The sequence below is a fragment of the Chryseobacterium sp. ISL-6 genome (assembly GCF_018613715.1).
GTDB classification, from domain to species: domain Bacteria; phylum Bacteroidota; class Bacteroidia; order Flavobacteriales; family Weeksellaceae; genus Chryseobacterium; species Chryseobacterium paludis.
Map to the genome: position 1 here is coordinate 1 of NZ_JAGGPT010000022.1, position 25259 is coordinate 25259.

Sequence of the window (25259 nt, forward strand, 5' to 3'; positions counted from 1 at the left end):
AACTTTTTTTAGGACGAGTCATCTGTACAAAATAGTATCAGGTTACATTCTTACCTGAGTTAAATGAATACAGGTTAGCGTATTTTTTTCTAATCATACATAATGTCTTCTTTCTCTCAATAGTAAAAAAAAATATTTAAATAATTGATTACAAGAGGGTTATTTATTGTGGCGATTTTTTCAGAGCTCTGAAAAAGTGGGTTGTTTGTAACGGCAAGATGTGTCTTTGTACGTACAAACTTTTCAAGTTGTACCACAAAGACGATCTTGCCTTTTTTGCAAAAAGGAGGAAAAACTTCGGAACTCATTTTTTATTTTTTGAAATCTTAAAAAGGATTCAAATTAACTCAGTATATTCTTTTTTAATCTTTGGAAATTCTATATGATTTTACACTCTTACAATTTACCCTTGAATTACCAAATATTTGTATCTTAATTAACTTTAATAGGCTAAACCGTTTTATTTGTTAGGTATCAAAAATTAAATTATGGAGAAAACAATACAGGAGACAACAAAAATTCAGAAATCCGGACAAACTGAAAAGAAGAAACACAGTAATGGTAAAGCAAGAAAAAGACTATCAGATAAAGATTTACATTTATTGTTTGGACTTTCCGGAGGAATTTGTGCATATTGTAAAAAGCCATTTATTGATATGGCCACTTTACAAATAACAGTTCATCAAGCTCATGTTATAGCTAGAGATAATAAAAATCTCAAAAGTTACAGAGATATACCATATGAACTTAAAGATAGATTTGAAAATATGTTTTTATTGCATCCCACTTGCCATAAGGAAACGGAAAATTTTGAGTTGGAAGAGCTGCAGTTCATTAAGAAAAACCATGAAAAACATATAAGAGATACATTAAATGGGGTGTATAATCCTTATCCAGTAGGAAACGGTAAATATTTGAAATATCCACATGTTGTTTATGAACAAATGAAAAGGCCTTTTAATAAACTAAATGCTTATCTAAATCTTCTGCTATTTGGAGGTTGTATAGTGATATTTATACTACTTTTTATATTTGTTCTCCATGATGATCAGTACCTAAATATTGGACTATTGCTAGGTATATTTACTATTTTCTTTATTTTTGCTATAGTAATGACGATTAAGTCTTTAAAGGAGAAGCCAAGTAAGATTGTCCATGAAGCAGAATGTATTTTTGCAGGGTGCAATGGTAAGGTCTTAATTCGACGACAATCGATATTCGATACATTTGCTAAGAGGAATCTTCCTGCTACCGGAATGGGTGTTTGTAACTTTGATATTACACATACTTTTACTGTGCCACAGGATTTAAAATTATCAAACCGTGGAGATTATCATCAATTTATACTTTAAGATTTAAGTTTTTCTATTATACCTTTCATCCGCTGCTTTTAATAAGCTTTCCTCTTTGTTTTTGAAATCCGAAAGAGTTTTTGTAAATGATTTTTTATCATCTCCTTCTAAATATTCAGAAATAGTCTGAGCATTCTGTGTTTGGAATCTTATAGCATCTTTTATTTGATGTATTATTCACCCTTATTTCTATTCCACTCTTCAATTTGGATACTTGAGATTAAAAATTGAATTTCTTTTTTATTGTATTTTTCAATAAGTTTTTCGAGAACTTCAGGATGTTCACCTTTAGCGAGATAAATCCATATATTCGTATCAAGGATAAGTGTTACCATTGTAGGTTTTGTATTATAATATTCCATAATTTACGTATTATGGCAATCTGATTTATTTAACTCTCGTAAGCAATTTTTTCTATCAATTTCAAATGATCATATCTTTTATTTGTATGATTAACTAACAATTTAGATAAAAGATTTCTTTAGTCCAAATGGCTTGTCTTCATTCATTTCGATGACTTGCTCTCGCAAAGGTGCACACCTATATTCCTTCTTTTTTTTATCGACTTTAGTCTGAGATGCCATTATATTCAAAAAAATGACCTGTATCTAGCTGTAATAAATTTCTTCCCAAAAAACAAATCCCCAATTTAAGCCGGGATATATTTATCCTTCAATTTTATATTCCATAATATCAAGATCGAAATCATATAATTCTTTTGGATGTACTCCTAATGCGATAGCAAACTTCGAAATTGTTTTTAGAGTTAAATTAATTTTACCTGACTCATATTTACTTATATCAGCACTATCAATTCCAGTTATCAATCCTAATGTTTCTTGAGTCAAAGCTTTTTGTTTTCTTATTACCTTAATTCTTTTTCCAATACCAATTGTGAGATCCTTTAAAATGTCCATCGTAGCTTTATTTAAAGCAATGTGCAATAAATTGATAATAATTCTATTGGGATATATCCCAAGTATAAAATATTTTGTTATATTTGTAAGACAAGTTACAGTAGTGTAACTTTGCGATAGTTCAAAGAAATATAGAAGCTATTGCTTAGATTCTCGACTAGAAAACTGGCACTTTTCAAAAAGCGACGAGTTGATAAGTAAATGTGCCCACGACTTCGGCGTGGGCTCACTTATCGTTGCTTGGTATGCCAGTACCACTAGTCGGTAAGTTGAGTTCCACGCCTTTTTTTTGGCAGATTATAGTAATTGAGTATTTTCAATGATGTAGCGAATTCATCTTAAAAATCTAAGCAGTTCTTCCTGTAATAACTTAGATAAAATCCGCTGCTTATGAAAAGAACAGACTCTTTGCCCAGAAAGTTGACCAATCTTCAGTTGTACGAACTGCTGAAAAAAGGTAATCCTGCATCTCTCGAACATCTTCATTTACGCTACAAAAGACTTCTTTTCTGGCTTGGATGGCAGGTGCTTAAGGATGATTTTGTCGTGGACACTATTGTTCAGGATACCTTCCTCAAATTGTGGCTGCACCGCGACACCATTGAAACGCCTAATCATATTACGGGCTTTTTACGGTTTGTTATGAAAAGGGATTGTATAGCATATGTCACTGCTCCCCGGAATAAATTCACCCGCTTAATGGCCTCTCTTGACAGTTTTGAGAATTATCAGGAGTATCTTGCAGGTTACGACCCTTTGAAAGATAAGGAGTATTTACATAGCCAGGAATCCGATCAAAAGAGATTCGATGAAATCACAAAGGTTTTACCCGTTCTGAACCCTAAAAGAAAACACCTGATTGAACTTTGCTTGGAATATGGCTTCCAATACAAACCCATCGCGGAGGCTATGGGGAGCAGCGTGACAGGCATCAGCACTGAGGTGAGCAAAGCTATAGATGAGCTTAGGAAAATTCTTAAGGTAACAACTTTTGAGCAACCACAGGAAAAAACTGTTGATAAAGAAGAGCAGTCAGAAAAACTCAGCAGTCAACAGCTCGAGATTATTAAAAGAAGGTTTGAGCATAAATCTTCGTTTGCTGTAATTGCAAAAGAACTCAAACTACCGGAAAAAGAAGTCCATAGGGAATTTTTGTACGCCTATCAGCATCTGCAAAATAAAAACCGATCTGAAATACTACTTTAATATGAAAAAGTCTACGATAACACTGACCCGAAAAATTCAGCTGCTGATTGATGTTCCATCTAATGATAAAAACCAGATGTGGGAAAAACTCTATCGGTATCAGAACCGCTGTCTCCGGGCGGCTAATCTGATTGTTTCTCATCTGTATGTACAGGAAATGATCAAGGATTTCTTTTACCTCACCGAAGAGATCCAATATAAATTAGCTGATGAAAAAAAAGATGAAATGGGAATCTTCAACCGTTCGAAAACAAACACCACGGCACGCCTGGTCTTTGACCGTTTCAAGGGAGAAATTCCGACCGACATTCTAGGATGCCTGAACAATACGATTCAATCCACCTTTTCTAAAAACAAAGCCGACTATTGGCAGGGATCAAAATCATTAATGAACTTTAAAAAAGACATTCCCATTCCGCTTCCAGTCAAGTGTATCAGCAAAATGAAGTACGATCCTGAAAAAAAAGCGTTTAGCTTCAATATGTTTGCGATTCCGGTTAAAACGTATTTAGGAAGAGATTTCTCGGATAAACATTTGATCCTAGAACGCCTCTTAAGAGAAGAGATCAAGCTATACAATTCACAGGTACAACTGAAAGACGGTAAGATCTTTTGGCAGGCCGTCTTTGAATTTGAAAAAGAAGACCACTGTTTAAAACCCGAAATCATTGCTGAAGCATCCCTGTCGTTAGAACATCCTATCGTGGTAAAAGCCAACAATGTGCGAATGAATATTGGTTCGAAAGAGGAATTCCTATACCGCAGGTTGGCGATCCAAGCCAGTAATAAAAGGATTCGAGCTGGAGTTGCTTATTCCCGTTCCGGAAATGGAATCAAACGGAAACAGAAGGCACTACAAAAAACAGAGAATCTGGAAAACCGTTTTGTCAGTCATCATCTTCACTTGTACAGCCGGATGCTGATTGATTTCTGCATCCGGCAGCAGGCGGGCACTCTGATTCTTAAAGATCAGGAAGACAAAATCGGGATTGCAAAAGAACAGGAATTTGTGCTGCGCAACTGGAGTTATTATGAATTGCAGACCAAGATAAAATACAAAGCAGAAAAAGCCGGTATCGAATTGATCATCGGATAGCTAAAAAAATGAGGGTGCTTGTAAACCCGTAGGGTGAGGTCTTGAACACTCACTAAATACCGGAACTAAATACGTTTCCGGTGTATACAACGGCGTGGGTTTCTTTTTTCTTCAAAATGAAGAAAGCATAATCAAAATAGCAAGTGTTGCAAATAGGGAAATCCTACAACATAAAAGGTGTTATCACTCAATCTAGCAAGATTGCTTGCTTGATTGGTTGCTTCTCTACTTTCTCGATCTCTTGCTTGATTGCTTGATTGCTATCAATTAAAGAAATTACTCTGCAATAAGTTCCGGATTTCAAAGTTTTTTTCTCTTTCTTTTATTTTGAATTGGAATATCCTCAGCCTCATAATTTTTACTGTTATTACCGAATTGTAACAAAGAGAAAAGCTGATTGACCATTTCATTGTCTTTAAAAATCTCACTTAAGGCTGAAAATGGAACCGTATTTTCTTGTGAAATTTTCTGTGCTATTTTTCCCATTTCCGATATGAGCTTTTGCCTATCTCTTATGTCTGGGTGTGGACTTCTAAATCTTGAAAATTTGATCTCCTTCTCAACAATATTAATAACAGAATCCAGATATTTTTTCTTTTCAGAAGCAAAAACTGCCGGGTTGGTCAATAATACAGCGTTTTTGTTTTTGAATAGTTGTACTTGCTTTTTTAGATCATCAACCTTTGTATTAAGATCAGTAATTTGTTTTGCCTTAGATTCCAACTCTCTTTTATTTTTCAGAATTGTGCTTTTGTAAGTTCGAAATGCTGTTTCATAATTCTCAATGGTCTTGTCAGTCTTAATTTTTTTAAAACCTAAAAAATCATTTTCCTTGACTACCAGTCCCTCCGATTTTTTCGAACCCAGTTCAGATTTCATTATGTCATACCTTTCTTCCAAAACTTTGAGATCTTCTTCTTTCTGCTGAATCTTAAACTCAATGGCTTCCAATCTTCCTCTGGAACCGGAAATCCCTCTTTCCATACTTAAGCATTCAGCTGTCAGATCCTGCATTTTTGCATAATGGAAGGATTGGTGTTTAAGTGTTTTTCCTGTTTTTAGATCCTGCCAGTCTGCTACCAAATGAGCGTGGTAATTTGGTTTCCATTCTTTCGTGTCTTTATCAGTGTGTCCTTCATCTTTGTGAATGGCAATCTGAAAAACACGGATATCCAATTCTTCTTCCAGTCTTTTGGCTAAGTTTTGTAGTTCCAGCATAGTTGTGTTCTCTTTAATTACAACGACCGCTTCCCGAACAGGCATTGCATTCTTCTGTAATTTTCTTCCGGACTTTTCTTTGCAATACGCTTCGATCTTTTGGATTCGGTCAGCTATTTTCTGTTCCATCCAATATTCATTCTTTGGCGTCAGATCTTTCCGGATGTAATCAAAAGTTTTCTTCCTGAAATTGTGGGTTTCAGAATCCGACTTAACAGCTTTGAAATTAATAGAGGTCTTCATTGCTTTTACATCTTTAAAGTTTTACACTTTTATTGTTTTATGCTTTTAAATTTTTGCTGTAGTTATATTACTCGGCATTACTTTTTACCTGTGTTTATTTAAACACCTTGGATAAAAATGCCAGTGTTTTTACACTGGTCAATAAAGCCAACCTGATATTATTTTACTCAGGTCAAAAGCCTCGCAGAGCGTATTAGAAACTTTGTTAGGACCGCAGGGAGTTTCAAAGTTGCGAATGCGCTCCTAACTTTTGCGGATAGTTGTAAAAATATACCACGCGCTTTATCATCTTTTCCTCTTATTTTCCTTTGTAATTTTTCCTGTCCTTTTAATTGTTTGTTTTATTATTTGGTTTTCTGATTCATTTGGCTGGTTTGATTTTCCGAGGAATTATTGTGCTTATTTTATCTAATAGAAATATTTCCGTTTTCGACGATAGGAGAAAACCAAAAATCCCAATTTTACAATCAGCATACACGCTTATTGTAAACTTTGGGTACTTTTTGCACTAACACCCTACCATATATCACCTGCGTTTATTTTACTCACCTTCTCCTAAGTTTTACCTGTCTTTCAGGCGATAGATTTTTGTGAATCATCCAATCATTTAAGTCTTTGAAATCTGAATACAAAATCCGACAATCTTCTGCATTTTGGTTTTCATTTTTAATGATTTGAATGGCACGACTTCCAGCTTCATCATTGTCAAAATAAAGCTCGATGTTTTCATAATTATCGAGTGAGTTTTTAATATTAGAAATCATCGAAACGGAATTCAAAATGATGTAATCCGAAGGTTCTTTTTCTAAAAATTTCTCTACATTTTTAAAGGAAAGAAAATCGAAAAAGCCCTCGAATACCCGAAGCGAATCCGAATCACTTTTGATGGTTGAAATATCTTTTTTGCCTAAACAAATTTTTGAGTATTTATTGCGAATTTCGTAACCACTAGAATTATTTTTGAAACTAATTCCGAAATAGTTTTTATCATTGATCTGATAATGAATTTCTTTTAAGAATTGAATTTGATTTTCTACTTTTCTTTCATTTAAATATTCTAAAAGTGCTGGATGTTGCACGTCTATAATTTCAGTTATCTGATAATTTTTAGAAAGATTCTCTAATTTCTGATTGGAAATATTTTGATTTTGAAAAGAAGAAAAATTCTGATCTTCTGCCCAAATTAAAACTTCATTTACCGAAGTATTCAAATATTTCTTCATAAAAGCAGTATTGTTCCCACCGATCCCTTCTGAAAATAAGTACCAATAATTAAGTTTTTTATTAATTTTAAATGAGGCCTCAGATTCGCTGGCAAAAGGACTCAGATACCAAGCTTCTTTTTCATTCTGTTTCGTGGGAAGGTGTCCGAGAGAAAGGAGGACTTCTTCCAACGATATGCTGTTAAATTGTTTGCAGTTCATTTTTGTAATTTTGTATTTGTTATATTTTAATTTTTTCAATTGATGGCTTATTTCTTTTTTATCTATCTCTAGTGTCTCCTGTCTTTTTTCTTCCGCAATAAGAAATAGGGAAAGGTTAAGAAATACGGTTTTGGATAAACAATTAAAACTGTTTATCTTTTATATTTAAGTGATTTTACTTCATGTAGAGCATTCATCAAATCAAAATGGTTTACCCTGTAGAATCTTCCTATTTGTTCCGCTTTGATGTTGCCTTTTAAAATGTGTGAGCGTACGGTCTGGTAATCGACCTTTAGAATGATTGAACATTCTTTGATGGAATAGAACTTCTTTTTCAGTTCGATTTCAGGTTCTTTTTTTAGGGAAATAACTAAGTCTTTTAGTTCCCCTAATTCGTCAAGAATAATTTGGAATGGGTTGGTTGTCTGCATAATCCTGTTATTTTAAATTTGCAGATAAAAGTGTGTGATTAAAAGGATTAATTATACAATTCTACTGAATTGTGTAGAGTTTAATGCTTGATATTAAACATTTTAGATAATTCTTTAAATATACTTTCTTCAAAATAAGTAGCTTTAACAAGGATGGCTCTTGAAAATGTTCCTTTATCAAAATTGGTATTATATTCGTTTTCCATTGCTTCCATGATTGTAGTATCTTGAAAGTCTGGATTGATAACGTGATTGTCTTTTAAGAATCGGTGTATTCTTATCAGTGAGGATTTTTGATCGACTAGTAGATTATGATTTTCATCGATAAATTTTTTAGCTTTCAAAAAGCCAAGAAAAACTTTTGCGCTGTTTTCCCCGATCATAATATCAGACAGTCGGATTTCTCTTTTTACCTTGCTATCCAATGCAAAGTACAAAAAAAGGGTAGTTGCAGCTCCCTTAAGAAAATTTTCTTGAAGCTTCATTAAATTGCTTGAACTTAATTGTCTAGATGATTCCTTTTTGTATTGATCTAAGCAGTATTTAATTTTTTCATCAAAATTATGACTTCTGGATGAATCAATATCTTTAAAGTGGAAGCTGAAAAAGTTATCTAGCTTTTCGTAATCAATCAGAAACTCATGTTTCATTTTTTTCGTTAGAATCAATTGAGTGGCTTTATATTGGGCTTTTTTAATCCTGTCAGACAACATTTTTTGAATTTTATCACCCCTGATCCAATAATAGATCATCATAGGAAAACCTGCAAATTCTTCCCAAAAATTCCAACGTCCGTATAGTTTCTTTTGATCCATTCTCTAAATTAATGATTATTTAGTTGCAGAAATACTTTTCCATTATTTACTCTGAATTTTTCAAAGGAGCAATATCAATTTATAGATAGGTTAAGAAAAAAAGTAGGCAAACTCAAACTTATCTGCATTTTTTTAATATTTATCCAATATTGTAAACCTACCTAAAAAATACTGAATCATTTCGTTTAGGATTCGTATCTGTTTAATGGGTTGAAGTTTTGTAAATATTTAATTTTAGAAACTTAGAAAGAAATTCTAAAGATTTTTAAGATATGAATTACTACTAAATAGATAATAAATCTTTAAAGGGCTCTATTAATAAAAAATATATGTTTCTTAAATATTGTAGTGTCAAATTTTTTCTCACAACATAACTCAAAAGACATAAAAAAACCTCCTGATTATGGGCAAGAGGTGACCCAAATGTTTTCACAACGGAATAATCCTTATTGTGAATTGCTTCAAAATTATTGATACAAATATAAATTAAAAAACTTATAGTTTATTTACGGGAATCCATAATTTCAATAGTTTTTTAATTTATATTTTTATGTTATATAAAAAACGAAACAATTATGGAAAAAAATATATTAGGATTAGACTTGGGAACCAATTCAATTGGCTGGGCGTTGGTAAAAAAAAATATTGAAAACAAGCAAGGGGAAATTCTTGGGATGGGCTGTCGAATTATTCCGATGGATCAAAAAGTTCTTGGAGAATTTGGTGCAGGAAATTCTGTTTCACAAACATCTGCAAGAACAGATTACAGAGGTGTAAGAAGATTGCGAGAAAGATTTTTACTGCGCAGAGAGAGGCTTCATAGAGTTTTGAACGTTTTGAATTTCCTTCCTGAACATTATGTTTTACAAATTGATTTTGAGAAAAAAATCGGAAAATTTAAGGATGAAACCGAACCGAAGGTAGCTTATAATAATGAAGGATTTATTTTCAAAAATTCTTTTGAAGAAATGCTTGCAGATTTTAAAAATCATCAACCACAACTATTAGGCAATAACAAAAAAGTTCCTTACGATTGGACAATATATTATCTTCGTAAGAAAGCACTAACGCAAAAAATAGAAAAAGAAGAATTAACTTGGTTACTATTAAATTTTAATCAGAAACGTGGATATTATCAATTACGAGGCGAAGAAGAAGAGGAAAATCCGAATAAACTAGTAGAATTTTATTCTTTGAAAATTAAAAATGTTTTAGCTGATGAACCTCAAAGAGGAAAAAATGATATTTGGTACTCTTTGATATTAGAGAATGGATGGATTTATAGACGTCCAAGCAAAATCCCATTATTTGATTGGAAAGATAAAACAAGAGATTTCATTGTGACTTCTGATATTAATGACGATGGAACAATAAAAATTAACAAGGAAGGTCAAGAAGTCCGGAGTTTTCGGGTTCCAAAGGAAGATGATTGGGTATTAGTAAAAACAAAAACTGAAAAGGAAATCTATAAATCAAATAAGACCGTCGGAACATACATTTATGAAGCACTTCTTCAAAATCCGAAACAAAAAATTAAGGGAAAACTGGTTCGTACAATTGAAAGGAAATTCTATAAAGCTGAGCTGAAACTAATTTTAGAAAAACAGAAAGAGTTTCATACGGAATTACAAAATAATGAGTTTTACATTGATTGTGTGCGTGAATTATATCGAAATAATGAAGCTCATCAATTGACTTTAAGCAAAAAAGATTTTGTACATCTTTTTATGGAAGACATCATTTTTTATCAAAGACCTTTAAGAAGTCAGAAATCTTCTATTTCAAACTGTACATTAGAGTTTAGAAAATATAAAGATGAAAATGGAGTAGAGCATATTCAATATTTAAAAGCGATTCCAAAATCCAATCCTTATTATCAGGAATTCCGAATCTGGCAATGGATTTTTAATCTTAATATTTATAAAAAGGATAATGATGATAATATTACCAAAGAAATTTTAAACACAACCAAAGATTACGAAAATATATTTGAGTTTCTAAATAGCCGGAAAGAAGTTGACCAAAAAGCTTTATTAAAACATTTTAAGCTAAATGAAAAAACACATCGCTGGAATTTTGTAGAGGATAAAAAATATCCTTGCAACGAAACTAAAACAATGATTTTATCAAGGTTAGATAAAGTTGAAAATATTCCTGATGATTTCCTGACGAGAGAAATTGAACAAAATATTTGGCATATCATCTATTCCGTTAATGATAAAGTTGAATATGAAAAAGCTTTAATATCTTTTGCCAGTAAAAATAGTTTGCAAGAGATTTCTTTCCTTGAGGCATTTAAAAAAATTCCACCTTTTAAAAGCGAATACGGTTCTTTTTCCGAAAAAGCGATTAAGAAACTGTTACCTTTGATGCGGTTAGGAAAATGTTGGAATTATACCGATATCGATATATATTCAAAAGACAGAATTCAGAAGATCATCAATGGAGAATATGATGAAAATATCAAAGATAAAGTAAGGGAAAAGGCATTTCACCTGACGACTGAAAATGATTTTCAAGGTTTGCAATTGTGGCTGGCTCAATATATTGTTTACGGAAGGCATTCAGAAATTTCAATGATTGGAAAATGGAATTCAGCTGATGATTTGGAACATTTTTTAAAAGAGTTCAAGCAGCATTCGCTTCGTAATCCGATTGTTGAACAGGTGATTACAGAAACTTTACGGGTTGTAAAAGATATTTGGCTGAAATACGGAAATGGAGTAAAAGATTTTTTTAACGAAATTCATATCGAGTTAGGAAGAGAAATGAAACTTCCCGCTAAAGAAAGAGAGAAGTTAACTAGACAAATTTCTGAAAATGAAAATACCAATCTCCGTATCAAAGCTTTATTGGTTGAAATGATGAATGATCATTCGGTTGAAAATGTTCGGCTGTATTCTCCGATGCAACAGGAAATTTTGAAAATTTATGAAGATGGAGTGTTGAATTCAGGTATTGAAATTGAAGATGAATATTTGAAAATCAGTAAAATCGCACAGCCATCTTTGTCAGATTTAAAAAGATATAAACTTTGGCTAGAACAGAAATATAAATCGCCTTACACGGGGCAAATAATTCCTTTAAATAAACTGTTCACACCAGAATATGAAATTGAGCATATCATCCCGCAAAGTCGATATTTTGATGATAGCTTCAGCAATAAAATCATTTGTGAATCTGCCGTTAATAAACTGAAGGATAATTATATCGGACTTGGATTTATTAAGAAATTTGGAGGTACTATTATTGAGCTCGGTTTTGGAAAAAACGTAAAAATTTTTGAAGCAGAAGAATATGAAGATTTTGTAAAAAAACATTATGACAATAATCGAGGTAAGAGAAATAAGCTTTTATTAGAAGAAATTCCTGAAAAAATGATTGAGCGTCAGATGAATGATACTCGACATATCAGTAAATATATTTCCGGTATTCTTTCCAATATTGTTCGTATAGCTGATGGAAGTGATGAGGGTGTGAATTCCAAAAATATTGTTCCCGGAAATGGAAAAATTACAACACAGTTAAAACAAGATTGGGGATTAAATGATGTTTGGAATGATTTGATAATGCCACGTTTTGAAAGGATGAATAAGCTAACCAATTCAACAGATTTTACAGCTTGGAATGAAAACCATCAGAAATATTTGCCAACCGTTCCAATAAATTTCTCCAAAGGGTTTTCTAAGAAAAGAATCGACCATCGCCATCATGCTTTGGATGCTTTGGTGATTGCCTGTGCTACAAAAGACCACGTGAATTTACTTAACAATCAAGCGGCAAAATCAGACACCCAACGTTATGATTTGAAGAAGAAACTGATGAAGTTTGAAAAAGTTGTTTACAATAATACACAAACAGGAGAGAAAGTTGAAAGAGATGTTCCGAAACAGTTTTTGAAACCTTGGGAAAATTTTACTGTTGAAGCTAGAAATAGTTTAGATAAAATTATTGTAAGCTTTAAACAAAACCTTCGTGTAATTAATAAAGCTAGTAACTATTACGAGAAATATGTAGAGAAAGATGGTCAGAAAATCAAAGAAAGAGTAGAGCAAAAAGGAACAAACTGGGCAATTAGAAAACCGATGCATAAAGAATTTGTTTATGCAAAAGTTAATTTATTAAGAATGAAAGTTGGAAAGAATGAAATATTGACAGCAATTCGAAAATCGTTAGATACGAGCTTTGATGAGAAAAAAATTAAAAATTCAATAACTGATGAAGGTATCCAAAAAATACTTTTGGCTCATTTAGAAAAATATAGAGATGTTTTTGATGAAAAAGGAAAAGAAATTGCTCCAGAAACATTAGCGTTCACTCTAGAATCTATAGAAGAAATGAATAAAAATATTATCGAACTAAATGATGGCGTTTTTCATCAGCCAATTTTTAAAGTAAGGGTATTTGAAAAAGGAACTGGAAGGTTTGCGGTTGGTCAGACAGGGAATAAAAAAGATAAATATGTGGAGGCTGCAAAAGGAACAAATTTATTTTTTGCTATTTATGAAGATAAAAATGGAAAAAGAAATTATGAAACGATTCCTTTGAATATTGTCATTGAAAGACAAAAACAAAGATTAAATTCTGTGCCTTTAAAAAATGAGAAAGGTGATAAGTTGTTATTTGATTTATCTCCAAATGATTTAGTATATGTACCTGAAGAAGATGAAATTATCGATGGTAATTTTACCCTATATAATTTAAACAAGGAGCAAATCAAAAGAATTTATAAGGTTGAAAAAACTTCGGGTACTGAATGTTATTTTATTCGTCAAGATATTGCTTATCTAATAAAACAATATGATGCAAAAACTAAAGTTGGGGAATTAGAAAGTCAAAATAAACTTCAAGTAACTATGACAGAAGAAAGAATGAAGATTGCGGATTTTTGTATAAAAATTAATGTTGACCGTTTAGGAAATATTTCAAAACTTTTGTTATGATTACGCGCTCCATCTACATTGGCAATCCTGCAAATCTAAAGCTCAAAGATGAACAGATGAAGATCCTTTGTCCAGAAACAAAAACTGAGAAAGGTAGTGTTCCTGTAGAAGATTTAGGATTATTGATGTTGGATCATTTTCAGATTACAATCTCTCATAATCTTATTCAGAAGATGATGGGAAATAATGTTGTGGTGATAAGTTGTGACAATCATCATTTGCCACAAGGAATGATGCTACCGCTTTGCGGACATACAGAACATTCTGCTAGGGTAAAAGATCAATTGGAAGCCAGTGATCCTTTGAAAAAACAACTCTGGAAACAAACAGTAGAATGTAAAATTGAAAATCAGAAAAATGTTTTAATTAAATTGGAAAACTATCATGAACCAATGATTTACTATCAAAGAAATGTAAAATCTGGTGATATTACGAATATGGAAGGCGTTGCCGCACAACATTACTGGAAATATCTTATTAGTTTGGATTTTTTAAGAGAGCGTTTCGGAGAATCACCCAATCAGTTTTTCAATTTTGGATATTCAGTTTTGAGGAGTATTGTAGCGAGAGCAATAGTTGAGACAGGTTTATTACCTGTTCTTGGAATTTTTCATAAAAATAAATATAATCCCTACTGTCTAGCCGATGATCTGATGGAACCTTATCGTCCATTTGTTGATCTATTAGTCATACAATGGCTTAAAATAAACCCTGCAACAGAAGAGTTAAATAAAGAATTTAAGGCTCATATTCTTCAAATTGCTACAAAAGATGTGAAGATTGATGATAGAACAAGACCATTATTAGTGGCTATAAAAACAACAGCAACTTCACTTTATAAGTGTTATACCGGAGAAAAACGTCTTATTTCTTATCCTGAGCTGATATGAACGCCGAAAGGTTTAATGCGTACCGAATTATGTGGGTTTTAGTATTATATGATTTACCGACCGAAACTAAGGCTAATATGAAAGATGCGAATCACTTTCGGAAAGCTTTAATTGATGATGGATTTACGTTATTTCAATTTTCAATGTATGTCCGACATTGTCCAAGCCGAGAAAATGCTGAAGTTCATATCAAAAGAGTGAAATTTATGTTACCAAAAGCTGGAAAAGTTGCTATTATGTGTATTACAGATAAACAATTTGGTGATATTGAAATTTTCTTTGCTAGAAATAAAGAAGAGCCTCCACCAACCTTCCAACAGCTTGAATTATTCTAAATTTTAAATCCTATAAATAAAAACAATCTGCTGAAAATCAGTAGATTGTTTTTTGAGGCTGTGACTAATCACGAAGATAATAATTTTTGAGAGCAATTCACAACGAGAGATAATCGAGACCAATTCCGTTTGAAGCTGTGACTAATCACGAAGATAATAATTTTTGAGAGCAATTCACAACGTGGCCACGGAAGAGCTGAAGTAAAATAATGCTGTGACTAATCACGAAGATAATAATTTTTGAGAGCAATTCACAACAAGAGCATCTGCCGTATTCGATTTTATAGGGCTGTGACTAATCACGAAGATAATAATTTTTGAGAGCAATTCACAACAGAACCAATATGAAATTAAATAGACTTCGTGCTGTGACTAATCACGAAGATAATAATTTTTGAGAGCAATTCACAACACTATGTCTATCTTTAGTGAAACTCAGAACGCTGTGACTAATCACGAAGATAATAATTTTTGAGAGCAATTCACAACAATAATATACTGCTGCATCTACTGAATATAGCTGTGACTAATCACGAAGATAATAATTTTTGAGAGCAATTCACAACACGCCTCCAATCTTCCGATAGCCAATAAGCGCTGTGACTAATCACGAAGATAATAATTTTTGAGAGCAATTCACAACAATGCCAAAATCTAAACCTAATATCTCTCAGCTGTGACTAATCACGAAGATAATAATTTTTGAGAGCAATTCACAACGGGATGATGGGTCTGGAGGAACCGCCGGTAGCTGTGACTAATCACGAAGATAATAATTTTTGAGAGCAATTCACAACAGAAAAATATACTGCTCCTGTAGTATCAGAGCTGTGACTAATCACGAAGATAATAATTTTTGAGAGCAATTCACAACATAATCCCATTATAATTATAAAAATAATTGGCTGTGACTAATCACGAAGATAATAATTTTTGAGAGCAATTCACAACTTTAATCTGAACAGCCTGCTCAGGTGTAAAGCTGTGACTAATCACGAAGATAATAATTTTTGAGAGCAATTCACAACGCTGAGCATTGATAAATCCTTCCGGATTAAGCTGTGACTAATCACGAAGATAATAATTTTTGAGAGCAATTCACAACAGAATCTCTTTTAGAGGATTTCATTGATGAGCTGTGACTAATCACGAAGATAATAATTTTTGAGAGCAATTCACAACAGCTCACTTAAAGTAACCAAAAGACCTAAGGCTGTGACTAATCACGAAGATAATAATTTTTGAGAGCAATTCACAACGCAATCTTACATCCATCGCGTCTAAGTGCTGCTGTGACTAATCACGAAGATAATAATTTTTGAGAGCAATTCACAACAACCGCCTTATGTAGGTCAGGAACGAAATAGCTGTGACTAATCACGAAGATAATAATTTTTGAGAGCAATTCACAACAACCGCCTTATGTAGGTCAGGAACGAAATAGCTGTGACTAATCACGAAGATAATAATTTTTGAGAGCAATTCACAACTGTTACTGATACTTTGTATTTCTGCTGCTGGCTGTGACTAATCACGAAGATAATAATTTTTGAGAGCAATTCACAACCCTTACTTAATGTAATCATGCGAAAATATTGCTGTGACTAATCACGAAGATAATAATTTTTGAGAGCAATTCACAACAAGATGGTCTATCTCCACTCAATAAGTAATGCTGTGACTAATCACGAAGATAAAATATTTACGGATTTCCTTATAAATATTGTGATTTTCGCACAATTTTTCAAAATAGAATGGCAGTTACAACACCTCGTTATATTATTAATTATAGATGCTTTGAAAAATAATTCTTCAAGATTGATATCGAATTTTACATGAAAATCATACATGGTTCAGAACAAAGTTGGATAGAGTTTATCGTAATGATGGTAAACCTATTAATAGTCTTAATTTTTTTAATTTAGGATTTCATATTAATTAATGTATTATTAAGTAAATATTTATTAAAATGTAAGCAAAAATCAATATTATTTAAAAACCTCATTCATATAGTTTACTTTATCCTCTTCACTTGGGCGGTAATAATTATTGAAAACCTCTAAACTGGTATGCCCTGTATAGCTCATAATGACTTTATCAGGGACTTTATTATTTTTCATAATAGTAATAAAACTTCTTCTTGCAGTATGCGATGAAATCCTTTCCCAGAATTCAGATTTTATATCTACCAGCTCATCTCCATACTTCATGGTCTTTTTGATATCTTCGGTAAATTTCATTTCCTTAAAAACTTCTTTGATAAATTCATTCATTTTTTGATTGGAAATATTAGGAAGCTCATAATCATATTTTTCCAAAATTGCTCGTGAAATGCTGTTGAGAGGAATAGAAAGGTTTTTGGTTTTACTTTTCAGATCAATGACCCTAATAAAGTCTCCCTGAATATCCTGTTTTGAAATTCGATTGTAGTTTCCAAAACGCATTCCTGTGACACAACCAAAGACAAACAAGTCTCTTACTCTTTCGAGTCTTTTATTCTTACTGAAATCATAATTATAAATTTCTTCAACCTGCTGATAATTCAGTGCAACTTCATCGGTACGGAATTTAGGAGGTTTCTTAAAATTAATAAAGCTGTTGTTGTACGTGTATTTCTTATTTAAAGTCCAGTAAAGAAATGTTTTCAATAATCCCACATTTCGATGAACGGTATTTGCTGAATGGTCTTTATCTTCAATACAATATTTGAGAAATTTATTGTAGATTTTTTCATCAAAATTTCCCAAAGTAAATTTTAATTTATACTGAGCCTGAAAATCCTCCAACAGCTTTTTATTGTACTCATATCTATCTTTGGTTGATTTAGAAATTGAGTTACCGGAATAATCATTTTCTTTTTCCTGAATAAACTCCTCATAGATTCTAAAAAAATCATCTTTTATTTTGATTTTTTTGAATTCCTCATCAAATCGTCGTCTTATAATATCAATCGTCAGCTCTTCGTCTATGTTTTTATAACGGTTGACTATCTCAGTGAAAAAACCAATATACCGATCAAGCTGTCTTTTTATACTTCGATGATTTTCTGCTCTTTTAGTTCTTCCGTTAATGTCATTGGGTTGTCTGTTTTCAAAATCCCATTCACAAGGTTTTATCTTTTCACCTGTGGAATAGATGAAATTTTTATCCTCACTTCCGAAATATGAACGAAAGTAAATAAGCGTTTCTTTTTCGCTATTCGGTTCTTTTAATTTAAAGGTAGAATTCATGAGGTGCTAATTTAGGTGCTAATACTTCTATAATTAACCATAAAAACGAGTTGTTTTTATTAATACAAATATATGTAAATTATTGATATATAGTATATTTATGTAAAATTAGTTATGATGATTTTAACAAGGTTCGTTTCCCTCTCTCTCCGCAAAAAAAGGGTCTTCTTTTAGAAGATTCTTTTTTTTGTGTTAATAATTCTTTCTCTTTCATTTTCATATGGTTATAAGATAGAATGCCTAACATTGTAAGGGCTCGATAGATGCCCTTTTAAGAGTAAAGAAATGAGTGGGATTATGCTCTTATAAGTACACTAAACTAATTGTATGTCAGCAGTCTTTCTATAACAGGCGTTCTTGATATATGCATGAATGTAGGTTTGAAGGTGAAAAGCCCGTTATCTTTAAAGGTAGTGACATACTTGCCGGGGTGCTAAATACTTAACTTATAGTCATTATCTTTAATTATCTAAGAGTGCTGAAAAATCAATTTTACTATAATAGTATAATTCTATGTTTTTTTTATGTAATTTTTCCTGCAATACGTAAAGGCCATTGTCAAAAACACTCTTTACCATTTGGGTTATAATGTCTGTTTCACAGCCTGTAGCAGATGAGTGAACGGTATTTAAAAGCAGAGAGGCAAGTAAATCAACTTATGAACTTTGGGGCTATAAAGATTAGTAAAACTATCTAATGGGCAACTTCTATGCTGCTTTCATAGTGGAAATACCTTATTTTATTATTCACGTTTTCCTTTAAAATAGGCGTACATCGCTGTTGCGTGACCATGGCCTAAACTAAAATCCTCTTTTAGCCAGTTGATAATTTCAGTGGCTTTAACGTTAATAGTTCCATTTTTAGTAAAACCTTTTTTGTCTGCGAGAAATTGGAAATCTTCCGGTGATTTGCCGGTTTTTTCCTCAATATTTTTGATGTAAGTTGTAAATGACATAATTATTTTTTTTTTTTTGAATTTGACGAAGATGATAAGCCTTTTTAACTTAGAGCAAAGGTAAATAGTATGAAAAGAAACGATATGGTCCAAAAAAGGATATTAATGGTCAATTCCTAAGCTTTTCTGATTTTTTGAAATCAAGAGGAGTGAAATGGGTATGCTTTCTGAAAAATTTCCCAAAATTAGACGGATCCGAAAAGTTAAGCCGAAAAGCTATTTCGGAAAATTGGTTAAAGATTAATACAAATATTGAACTGTAGTGATTTATTATTGAGGTATTTAGACAATGTTTGACGTTTATTAACGGCTTGGTTTTTGTAAGGTTTTAAATGAATTCATTCAAGAATAAATGAGGAAATTTAGAGAGAGTGAAATAATTACAAATACTAAAAAAATAAAAAAATAAAATCATGAACATTAAACGAATTTTTGCAACAATATTAACGGTTCTGGGAATCGCTGGTTTGATTTACACTGGATATGAGTTGATTAATAAAAATACTTCTTATACGACCTTAGGGGTGATAGGAGTTCTTGGTTTAATCTTCTTTATTGCAGGGATTGGCCTTGTGAAAAACACAAAAGATGAATCTTAGCTATAATTGGAAAAATAAGTAAATTGATTGTGTCAAAATAAAGGGGATTTTAGAAGATTTTCTTTAAAAAGATATCTTGGAACACACATTCTATTTTCCCAATATTTTGAGGATAACTTTATAAATCAATACTATGGAAAAAAGTAAATTGTTGCGAATGGACAATATGGGCATTGTTGTAGAATCCCTTGATGAAGCTATTTCTTTTTTTACAGAAATAGGGTTAAAGATTGAAGGACGTGCGAAGGTTGAGGGAGAGTGGGCTGGTCGTGTTACGGGATTAGGAGAGCAGCTCGTTGAGGTGGCCATGATGGTGACACCCGATGGCCATAATCGGCTCGAGATTTCACAATTTATTAACCCGTCGACTATCTCAGATCATCGGAATGCTCCTGTAAATTCTCTCGGATATTTACGGGTTATGTTTACTGTTGAGAATATTGATGAGCTGGTGTCCAGGCTAGTGAAACATGGTGCTGAACTCGTTGGCGAAATGGTTCAGTACGAAAACTCTTATCGCCTGTGTTACATTCGTGCAAAGGATGGGCTGTTAATAGGTTTGGCTGAGGAATTAAACGGTAAGTAAAATTCCTCTTCACAAAGACCTGTGAGAAATTCGGCGAAGAAATATTATTTATGAATACTCCAATTATGAAAACATTATTATGGAAGGGAATAGCTTATGAATCTATAGAATATTTTAAAATTGAAAAAAAGAATGAAAATAATGTTGTAGAATCAAAGATTATCGGCAGCCAAAATGGTAATATATATGATGTTAATTATAGATTGGTTATTGATGGGAATTGGCTGATTAGAGCATTTGAAATCGAATCAGAAATCAATACAATAAAAAGAAAGATGACTGGTGAGAATTCCGAACATGGATGGCAAATTAATATAATGACAAATTCTGATTTTAAAGGTTTTAAATACATTGATATTTCACTTACACCATTTACCAATACGCTTCCTGTTAATAATTTATCATTTGATATGGAAACACCAAAGGAAATTGATGTGATTTATATAGATGTCTTAAAAAATAACATTGTACCTGTCAAGCAGAGGTATACCAAAATAGCGGATAACAAATATTTTTATGAAAATTTAAATTCAGGTTTTAAAGGAAATATGAGTGTTGATGAAGTTGGATTAGTGGATAATTATTTTGGACTTTTTGAAAAAATAGCAGAATATTAGTTTTGAGCTTGTCAATTATTTTCTAAAGAGTTAACGAAATGGGAAAAAAAATTATTTTTTTTATAGTATCAATGACTTTTCTTTCCATCTATGGACAGAGCAAACCGTCGATAACTGACCGAAAGAAAATTGATATTGAACAGATTACAACCGAATTTGAAATACAAAATTATTTTAACGATGAGAACTTATCGAATAAGAACGAATATTCGGTTGTTAGAAATACGAAACTTTTTATTCAAAAAAAACAAGGGAAAAATAGTATATATTATAATTTATCTATCTGGTCTCCTAAGAGGGATACAATAGCAAATTTCGGTACTATTAACTTTGATTATATTGAAGGACTTACAAATAAAGAGAATTCTTTTTTTGGATTAGTATTTAAAAGTACAAAGGAATTAAATGAACAAGGCTTTAAAGAAAGAGTGGACTATTTTAAAGACAAATTGGGAATGCCGAATTTTCAATTTAGAGAGGCTGGTTGGGATTTAGTTGGCACTAAACTGTATAGTTGGAAACTTAAAGGGTTTATTTACGTAATCCATCTGGATGGACAAAATGGACTATGTTTACATTTAATCAACTTTGAAAAGTATAAAGAAATACAAGAAGCAGAATTAGGATGGCGATTAATAGATATATGATTTCGAATATTATCCGACTTTCTCGCATAATACATTATTTTCTAATTGACTGGTTAAACACTTTGTACAACTTATATTACATCCGAAAAAAATCAAAACCAAAAGGAGGATATGTAGTTGACTTAAAAAATGGTAGGATTTAGGCAGTAGGGAGATGTTGAAAACTTTCCAGATTCCTTAGCCCTTATTTCTACGTGTATTTTATATAGCTGTAATTTTAGTAGTTACTTTATATATTTGTGATATGTGACATTTTTATTAGCCTACTTCTGCTAACCCCATATCATTTTGCTCTTATATTGTCAGAAATCGATTTTTTCTTTTTGTTTAGCTAATATTTTCAAAAATACTGATCAGCTTCCAATTTTTCAAAAAAGTATAGATTCCAAACTATTATAAAAGTGGAGAACAGGAATTACGAAATAATATACTTTATTTATTATCAGCGACTGCTTAAAAAAAATTACCTTCTTATATCTCGAGAGTTTAGAAAACAAGGTTCACGATTATAAATTGGAACGCAGTATTATAGTTAATTGTTTTATTTTCAAGTAGTTAACTCCCGTTAATGAAATGGGTTCGCATTTATCCTATGGAACATTCTAAGGCTTTCCCATGCCTAATTTTGCATCATAAATATTTTTAAAGAAGCCATTATTATTTTAAAAAATAAAAAAATGAAAGCACTCCTGATTTTTTCGATGATGTTGTACCATTATTTTCAACCCAATATTGTAACACCAATTAACAAAGAATATCTGAATTATTCTATTATAAAAGACGATAAAACGATTGGCAATATCCGTGTGGAACGTTCTTTGAAAGATGATGTCACCGAATATATTTTTGAATCCCGAGCTAAAGTAAAAATCATTTACAGTATTGAAATTTATGACAAAATGGGTGTCACTTTTAAACAGAATATTCTACAGCAGGCCAAACTTTACCGAACAATGAACGGGAAACTAAAAGTGAACAATACCGCTACCTGGAACGGAAGTGTTTATAATCTTTCGGACAAAGATGGAGCCAATGGTTCTCTAAAACAGTCCATTTTCAGCTCTACTGCAAGTCTGTATTTTAATGAGCCCGAAAATATAAAATCTGTTTTTTCGGAGAAATTCCAAAAGATGATTCCTATTCAGAAGATTAATTCCAAAAAATACAGGATCGATCTGCCAAACGGAAACACGACTACTTACACATACAGCAAAGGAATTTGCACTTTAGTTGAAGCCAATACCGATTTTGCAAACCTAAAGTTTGTTCTTGATACGAATCCAAATAAAACCCATTAAAGTCCTTATTGCAACTATTTATTGTGAAAACTTTGGATTTTTCTAATAAAAATGAGATAAATGTGGTATTTACGAGATAGGTTCACATCCCTCATTCTCTGCAAATACTTAAAAAGAGTTTTTTTTGCAGTTGTTATTTAATATTTTTATATTCGGTGAATTAAAAATTTCATTTAAAGATATCTAGAACCCGATGAATATTACATTAGGAGTAACCTATTTATGTGAAGGAATAAATTCATTTGAATATTACAAATGTGAGAGGATAATATATATAGGCTCTAAGAATGTTTACTATTTAACTATATCAAGTACCTCCACAAGTTTTAAAGAATGGAAATAACTCTTTGTAAAAATTGCAATTTTAATTATTCAGGTAATTATTGTCCAGAATGTGGACAGTCTGTACACGAAAAAAGAATTGATGTACATTGGCTAATTCATGATATACCACATTCTGTTTTTCATATTGACAAGGGTTTTTTCTATACACTAAAATGTCTTTTTACAAATCCTGGAAAAATGGTAGAAGGATATCTTGCAGGAAAACGAGTAAAACATTTTAGGCCTTTTGCTTATGTTATATTAATAGCATCTATTTGTACTTTTGTTGTTAATAAACTTCAAAGTCTTACACAAAGTATATATCAAAAAAGGTTTCCTAATCAGGTCCTTGAGGTCAATGAATCGTTCTTTAGTCATTATTTCAGTCTTTTTATTTTTATAATGATTCCTTTTGCTTCTTTAATAACTTGGTTGTTTTTTATAAAAAGGCAATATAATTATTGGGAGCATTTTCTTGTGAATACTTATTTAGCGGCACAACTTAGTCTGTTATTAGTACTCATTAACTTGATAAAACTCTTTATGACCCTCTTTTCAGAGAAAACAGATGTAAGTGAGCAAGGTTTTTTTATCTCTTTTTTTATGACAGGATTTTTGTTTTTATATGGTTATACGTATGGCAGCCTGATGAGTACAAAGAAAACTAACTTGCTAAAAATATCATTAACAATTACTGTGACTCGTCCTAAAAAAAGTTTACAGTTTTTGTTATTAATCCTGTTATAAATTTACAGTTATCTTTAATCCTACGATTCATTTACAGATTCTTTTTTCTGATAATAATTTTTCCATTTTCTTTCTCCTTTATTGAGTTGCTGATTATGGACTTTTTCAGGCACTAAATTTCCAATACTCATATGAGGTCGTTCTTGATTATACAATATCACTACCGCATCCAATAATTCTTTAGCCTCCTGGAAATTAGTAACCAAATAGCATTCTAAATATTCTCCTTTTAATATGCCATTAACTCTTTCTGCTATTGCATTGTCTAAAGGATCTCCCGTTTCTGTCATACTTATTTTTATCTCATAATCCTGCAATAGCTTTACATATTTTCCACTGCAATATTGGGTTCCTCTATCCGAATGATGAATAAGGTTTTTACCATTTTCAAGTTCTGATATAGCTATTTCCAATGCTTTTACACTTTCGATGGCTTCCATTGTTTCTGCTAAATTATGGCCTACAATTTTATGACTATAAGCATCTGTGATTAAAGAAATATAAGTATTTCCAAATTCCGTCTTCCAATAAGTTATATCACTTACATATAGCTGATTAGGTGCTTTTGGTGTGAAGTTTTTAATTAAATTAGGGTACTTTTTCAGCCAATGATGAGATTGGGTCGTGGTTATTTTTCTTGTCCTTCTTCTTATTAAAAGCTGATGCTCCGAGAGTAGATCAAACAAAGCATCTCTTCCTATTTTAATCTGATGTTCCAGCATAAAACCCTCCAAAATAATATACAATTTTCTGGTGCCTATTCTGGGATGATTTTTTCTGATCTCAATTACCTCTTTTAGCACCAATTCTTGTTCTATTCCCACAAACTCTTCTCTGTGAAAACTTTGATAGTATGCCTGCCGTGTTATACCAAAAAACCAGCATAATTTACTTAATCCTATTTTAGGATTACGCATTTTCATTCTATAGATCGTTTGGTATTGGACTTTTTTTTGATGCTAATTTTCAATTCCTTTTCCGCGATCTCAATCATCGTTTCATAAGCCGTACAACGAAGTTCAGAGTTAATCAAGGCCTTTTCTAATTCAGTTATTTTTTCTTTCAACTGCATGTTTTCAAGGGAATTGCCTGATTTAGGTTTTGGCATGGCTGTAGAATTTGATACAGGAAATTTACTACTTTTCGTGCTATAGCCCAATTCGCGCATCCATCTAAGTAACTTGCCTCGTTCTAACGACTGACCGGTATATTTTTTCCAGATATGTTGCTTTCTACAGCCTGTTCGTAGGTATTCCTCTATAATAACCCGACGTTCGTCTAGAGAAAACTGGCTCGCCGTTTTAAATCCTAATATTGCTTTACTTTTTGTCATTTTTCACACTTTTTTTGGTTATAAAATGTGTAAACCTATTTTAGGACAAGACA

At 31.9% G+C, this 25259-nt stretch carries 22 protein-coding genes and 1 CRISPR repeat array; of the genes, 12 read left to right on the forward strand and 10 right to left on the reverse strand.

Features of this window, described 5'->3' with window-relative positions; translation table 11 throughout:
• Positions 1 to 488 precede the first annotated feature (488 nt).
• Positions 489 to 1352, forward strand: coding sequence for an HNH endonuclease (locus J7E44_RS23690; RefSeq protein WP_214834643.1), 864 nt, complete (start codon positions 489 to 491; stop codon positions 1350 to 1352).
• Positions 1353 to 1525: 173 nt separating this feature from the next.
• On the opposite strand, the gene J7E44_RS23695 is transcribed toward J7E44_RS23690, so the two are convergent.
• Both J7E44_RS23695 and J7E44_RS23700 read right to left on the reverse strand, forming a co-directional pair.
• Positions 1526 to 1687: a type II toxin-antitoxin system VapC family toxin gene (locus J7E44_RS23695; protein WP_214834645.1), complete on the reverse strand. Its 162-nt coding sequence runs from the start codon at positions 1685 to 1687 to the stop codon at positions 1526 to 1528.
• A gap of 330 nt (positions 1688 to 2017) precedes the next feature.
• On the reverse strand, positions 2018 to 2269 hold the full coding sequence (locus J7E44_RS23700; RefSeq protein ID WP_214834647.1) for a helix-turn-helix domain-containing protein: 252 nt from the start codon (positions 2267 to 2269) through the stop codon (positions 2018 to 2020).
• 408 nt (positions 2270 to 2677) lie between these two features.
• Between J7E44_RS23700 and J7E44_RS23705 the strand changes: the two genes are divergently transcribed.
• On the forward strand, positions 2678 to 3475 hold the full coding sequence (locus J7E44_RS23705) for an RNA polymerase sigma factor (RefSeq protein WP_251040680.1): 798 nt from the start codon (positions 2678 to 2680) through the stop codon (positions 3473 to 3475).
• Position 3476: 1 nt separating this feature from the next.
• The gene (locus J7E44_RS23710; RefSeq protein ID WP_214834651.1) at positions 3477 to 4571 is read left to right on the forward strand and encodes a hypothetical protein; all 1095 of its coding nucleotides are present in this window, start codon (positions 3477 to 3479) and stop codon (positions 4569 to 4571) included.
• A 300-nt stretch (positions 4572 to 4871) separates the two neighbouring features.
• On the opposite strand, the gene J7E44_RS23715 is transcribed toward J7E44_RS23710, so the two are convergent.
• From J7E44_RS23715 to J7E44_RS23730, 4 genes are all read right to left on the reverse strand, one after another.
• Complete coding sequence (locus tag J7E44_RS23715; protein ID WP_214834652.1) at positions 4872 to 6032, reverse strand: hypothetical protein; 1161 nt, start codon at positions 6030 to 6032, stop codon at positions 4872 to 4874.
• A 545-nt stretch (positions 6033 to 6577) separates the two neighbouring features.
• Positions 6578 to 7456, reverse strand: coding sequence for a DUF8464 domain-containing protein (locus J7E44_RS23720; RefSeq protein ID WP_214834653.1), 879 nt, complete (start codon positions 7454 to 7456; stop codon positions 6578 to 6580).
• Between the two features lie 152 nt (positions 7457 to 7608).
• Positions 7609 to 7887: a helix-turn-helix domain-containing protein gene (locus J7E44_RS23725; RefSeq protein ID WP_214834655.1), complete on the reverse strand. Its 279-nt coding sequence runs from the start codon at positions 7885 to 7887 to the stop codon at positions 7609 to 7611.
• A gap of 80 nt (positions 7888 to 7967) precedes the next feature.
• Positions 7968 to 8702, reverse strand: a complete 735-nt coding sequence (locus J7E44_RS23730) for a hypothetical protein (protein WP_214834657.1) — start codon at positions 8700 to 8702, stop codon at positions 7968 to 7970.
• A gap of 575 nt (positions 8703 to 9277) precedes the next feature.
• Between J7E44_RS23730 and cas9 the strand changes: the two genes are divergently transcribed.
• The 3 genes from cas9 to cas2 are packed head-to-tail and all read left to right on the forward strand — an operon-like array spanning position 9278 to position 14870.
• Positions 9278 to 13645, forward strand: a complete 4368-nt coding sequence (gene cas9 / locus J7E44_RS23735) for a type II CRISPR RNA-guided endonuclease Cas9 (RefSeq protein WP_214834658.1) — start codon at positions 9278 to 9280, stop codon at positions 13643 to 13645.
• A complete protein-coding gene (cas1, locus tag J7E44_RS23740) occupies positions 13642 to 14535 on the forward strand; it encodes a type II CRISPR-associated endonuclease Cas1 (protein WP_214834660.1) in 894 nt (297 codons plus the stop codon). The genes cas9 and cas1 overlap by 4 nt, the downstream gene beginning before the upstream one ends.
• Entirely contained in the window at positions 14532 to 14870 is a 339-nt protein-coding gene (gene cas2, locus J7E44_RS23745) for a CRISPR-associated endonuclease Cas2 (RefSeq protein ID WP_214834662.1), read from the forward strand. The genes cas1 and cas2 overlap by 4 nt, the downstream gene beginning before the upstream one ends.
• A gap of 57 nt (positions 14871 to 14927) precedes the next feature.
• A CRISPR array of direct repeats spans positions 14928 to 16514; the repeat unit is 47 nt; unit sequence GCTGTGACTAATCACGAAGATAATAATTTTTGAGAGCAATTCACAAC.
• A 344-nt stretch (positions 16515 to 16858) separates the two neighbouring features.
• Here cas2 and J7E44_RS23750 read toward each other — a convergent pair.
• Positions 16859 to 18100: a tyrosine-type recombinase/integrase gene (locus J7E44_RS23750; RefSeq protein WP_214834664.1), complete on the reverse strand. Its 1242-nt coding sequence runs from the start codon at positions 18098 to 18100 to the stop codon at positions 16859 to 16861.
• A 742-nt stretch (positions 18101 to 18842) separates the two neighbouring features.
• Positions 18843 to 19055 (reverse strand): DUF4287 domain-containing protein, encoded by a 213-nt coding sequence (locus J7E44_RS23755; RefSeq protein ID WP_214834666.1) that lies wholly within the window; start codon positions 19053 to 19055, stop codon positions 18843 to 18845.
• A 413-nt stretch (positions 19056 to 19468) separates the two neighbouring features.
• On the opposite strand from J7E44_RS23755, the gene J7E44_RS23760 reads away from it, so the two are divergent.
• The 6 genes from J7E44_RS23760 (at position 19469) to J7E44_RS23785 (ending at position 23873) form a co-directional block, all read left to right on the forward strand.
• A complete protein-coding gene (locus J7E44_RS23760; protein ID WP_214834667.1) occupies positions 19469 to 19654 on the forward strand; it encodes a hypothetical protein in 186 nt (61 codons plus the stop codon).
• Positions 19655 to 19787: 133 nt separating this feature from the next.
• Positions 19788 to 20240 carry a VOC family protein gene (locus J7E44_RS23765; RefSeq protein WP_214834669.1) on the forward strand — a complete coding sequence of 151 codons (453 nt, stop codon included), beginning with the start codon at positions 19788 to 19790 and terminating at the stop codon, positions 20238 to 20240.
• A gap of 65 nt (positions 20241 to 20305) precedes the next feature.
• Positions 20306 to 20857 (forward strand): putative glycolipid-binding domain-containing protein, encoded by a 552-nt coding sequence (locus J7E44_RS23770; protein WP_214834671.1) that lies wholly within the window; start codon positions 20306 to 20308, stop codon positions 20855 to 20857.
• Positions 20858 to 20895: 38 nt separating this feature from the next.
• Positions 20896 to 21504 (forward strand): hypothetical protein, encoded by a 609-nt coding sequence (locus J7E44_RS23775; RefSeq protein WP_214834673.1) that lies wholly within the window; start codon positions 20896 to 20898, stop codon positions 21502 to 21504.
• A gap of 677 nt (positions 21505 to 22181) precedes the next feature.
• Positions 22182 to 22802, forward strand: a complete 621-nt coding sequence (locus J7E44_RS23780; RefSeq protein WP_214834675.1) for a DUF6134 family protein — start codon at positions 22182 to 22184, stop codon at positions 22800 to 22802.
• Positions 22803 to 23135: 333 nt separating this feature from the next.
• Positions 23136 to 23873 (forward strand): DUF3667 domain-containing protein, encoded by a 738-nt coding sequence (locus tag J7E44_RS23785; protein ID WP_214834677.1) that lies wholly within the window; start codon positions 23136 to 23138, stop codon positions 23871 to 23873.
• 20 nt (positions 23874 to 23893) lie between these two features.
• Here the strand turns inward: J7E44_RS23785 and J7E44_RS23790 are convergent, their stop codons facing one another.
• Together J7E44_RS23790 and J7E44_RS23795 are read right to left on the reverse strand one after the other, a co-directional pair.
• Positions 23894 to 24796 (reverse strand): IS3 family transposase, encoded by a 903-nt coding sequence (locus tag J7E44_RS23790; RefSeq protein ID WP_214834679.1) that lies wholly within the window; start codon positions 24794 to 24796, stop codon positions 23894 to 23896.
• Entirely contained in the window at positions 24793 to 25206 is a 414-nt protein-coding gene (locus J7E44_RS23795; protein ID WP_214834681.1) for a hypothetical protein, read from the reverse strand. The genes J7E44_RS23790 and J7E44_RS23795 overlap by 4 nt, the downstream gene beginning before the upstream one ends.
• Positions 25207 to 25259: the final 53 nt, after the last annotated feature.

Excerpts from the sequence above, each read along its gene's own strand:
- J7E44_RS23780 (WP_214834675.1), top strand. The coding sequence starts at position 22,182 with ATGAAAGCACTCCTGATTTTTTCGATGATGTTGTACCATTATTTTCAA.
- J7E44_RS23775 (WP_214834673.1), top strand. The coding sequence starts at position 20,896 with ATGGGAAAAAAAATTATTTTTTTTATAGTATCAATGACTTTTCTTTCC.
- J7E44_RS23790 (WP_214834679.1), bottom strand. The coding sequence starts at position 24,796 with ATGAAAATGCGTAATCCTAAAATAGGATTAAGTAAATTATGCTGGTTT.
- cas2 (WP_214834662.1), top strand. The coding sequence starts at position 14,532 with ATGAACGCCGAAAGGTTTAATGCGTACCGAATTATGTGGGTTTTAGTA.
- J7E44_RS23755 (WP_214834666.1), bottom strand. The coding sequence starts at position 19,055 with ATGTCATTTACAACTTACATCAAAAATATTGAGGAAAAAACCGGCAAA.
- J7E44_RS23795 (WP_214834681.1), bottom strand. The coding sequence starts at position 25,206 with ATGACAAAAAGTAAAGCAATATTAGGATTTAAAACGGCGAGCCAGTTT.
- J7E44_RS23785 (WP_214834677.1), top strand. The coding sequence starts at position 23,136 with ATGGAAATAACTCTTTGTAAAAATTGCAATTTTAATTATTCAGGTAAT.
- J7E44_RS23690 (WP_214834643.1), top strand. The coding sequence starts at position 489 with ATGGAGAAAACAATACAGGAGACAACAAAAATTCAGAAATCCGGACAA.
- J7E44_RS23725 (WP_214834655.1), bottom strand. The coding sequence starts at position 7,887 with ATGCAGACAACCAACCCATTCCAAATTATTCTTGACGAATTAGGGGAA.
- J7E44_RS23700 (WP_214834647.1), bottom strand. The coding sequence starts at position 2,269 with ATGGACATTTTAAAGGATCTCACAATTGGTATTGGAAAAAGAATTAAG.
- cas9 (WP_214834658.1), top strand. The coding sequence starts at position 9,278 with ATGGAAAAAAATATATTAGGATTAGACTTGGGAACCAATTCAATTGGC.
- J7E44_RS23770 (WP_214834671.1), top strand. The coding sequence starts at position 20,306 with ATGAAAACATTATTATGGAAGGGAATAGCTTATGAATCTATAGAATAT.
- J7E44_RS23760 (WP_214834667.1), top strand. The coding sequence starts at position 19,469 with ATGAACATTAAACGAATTTTTGCAACAATATTAACGGTTCTGGGAATC.
- J7E44_RS23720 (WP_214834653.1), bottom strand. The coding sequence starts at position 7,456 with ATGAACTGCAAACAATTTAACAGCATATCGTTGGAAGAAGTCCTCCTT.
- J7E44_RS23765 (WP_214834669.1), top strand. The coding sequence starts at position 19,788 with ATGGAAAAAAGTAAATTGTTGCGAATGGACAATATGGGCATTGTTGTA.
- J7E44_RS23715 (WP_214834652.1), bottom strand. The coding sequence starts at position 6,032 with ATGAAGACCTCTATTAATTTCAAAGCTGTTAAGTCGGATTCTGAAACC.
- J7E44_RS23695 (WP_214834645.1), bottom strand. The coding sequence starts at position 1,687 with ATGGTAACACTTATCCTTGATACGAATATATGGATTTATCTCGCTAAA.
- cas1 (WP_214834660.1), top strand. The coding sequence starts at position 13,642 with ATGATTACGCGCTCCATCTACATTGGCAATCCTGCAAATCTAAAGCTC.
- J7E44_RS23750 (WP_214834664.1), bottom strand. The coding sequence starts at position 18,100 with ATGAATTCTACCTTTAAATTAAAAGAACCGAATAGCGAAAAAGAAACG.
- J7E44_RS23710 (WP_214834651.1), top strand. The coding sequence starts at position 3,477 with ATGAAAAAGTCTACGATAACACTGACCCGAAAAATTCAGCTGCTGATT.
- J7E44_RS23730 (WP_214834657.1), bottom strand. The coding sequence starts at position 8,702 with ATGGATCAAAAGAAACTATACGGACGTTGGAATTTTTGGGAAGAATTT.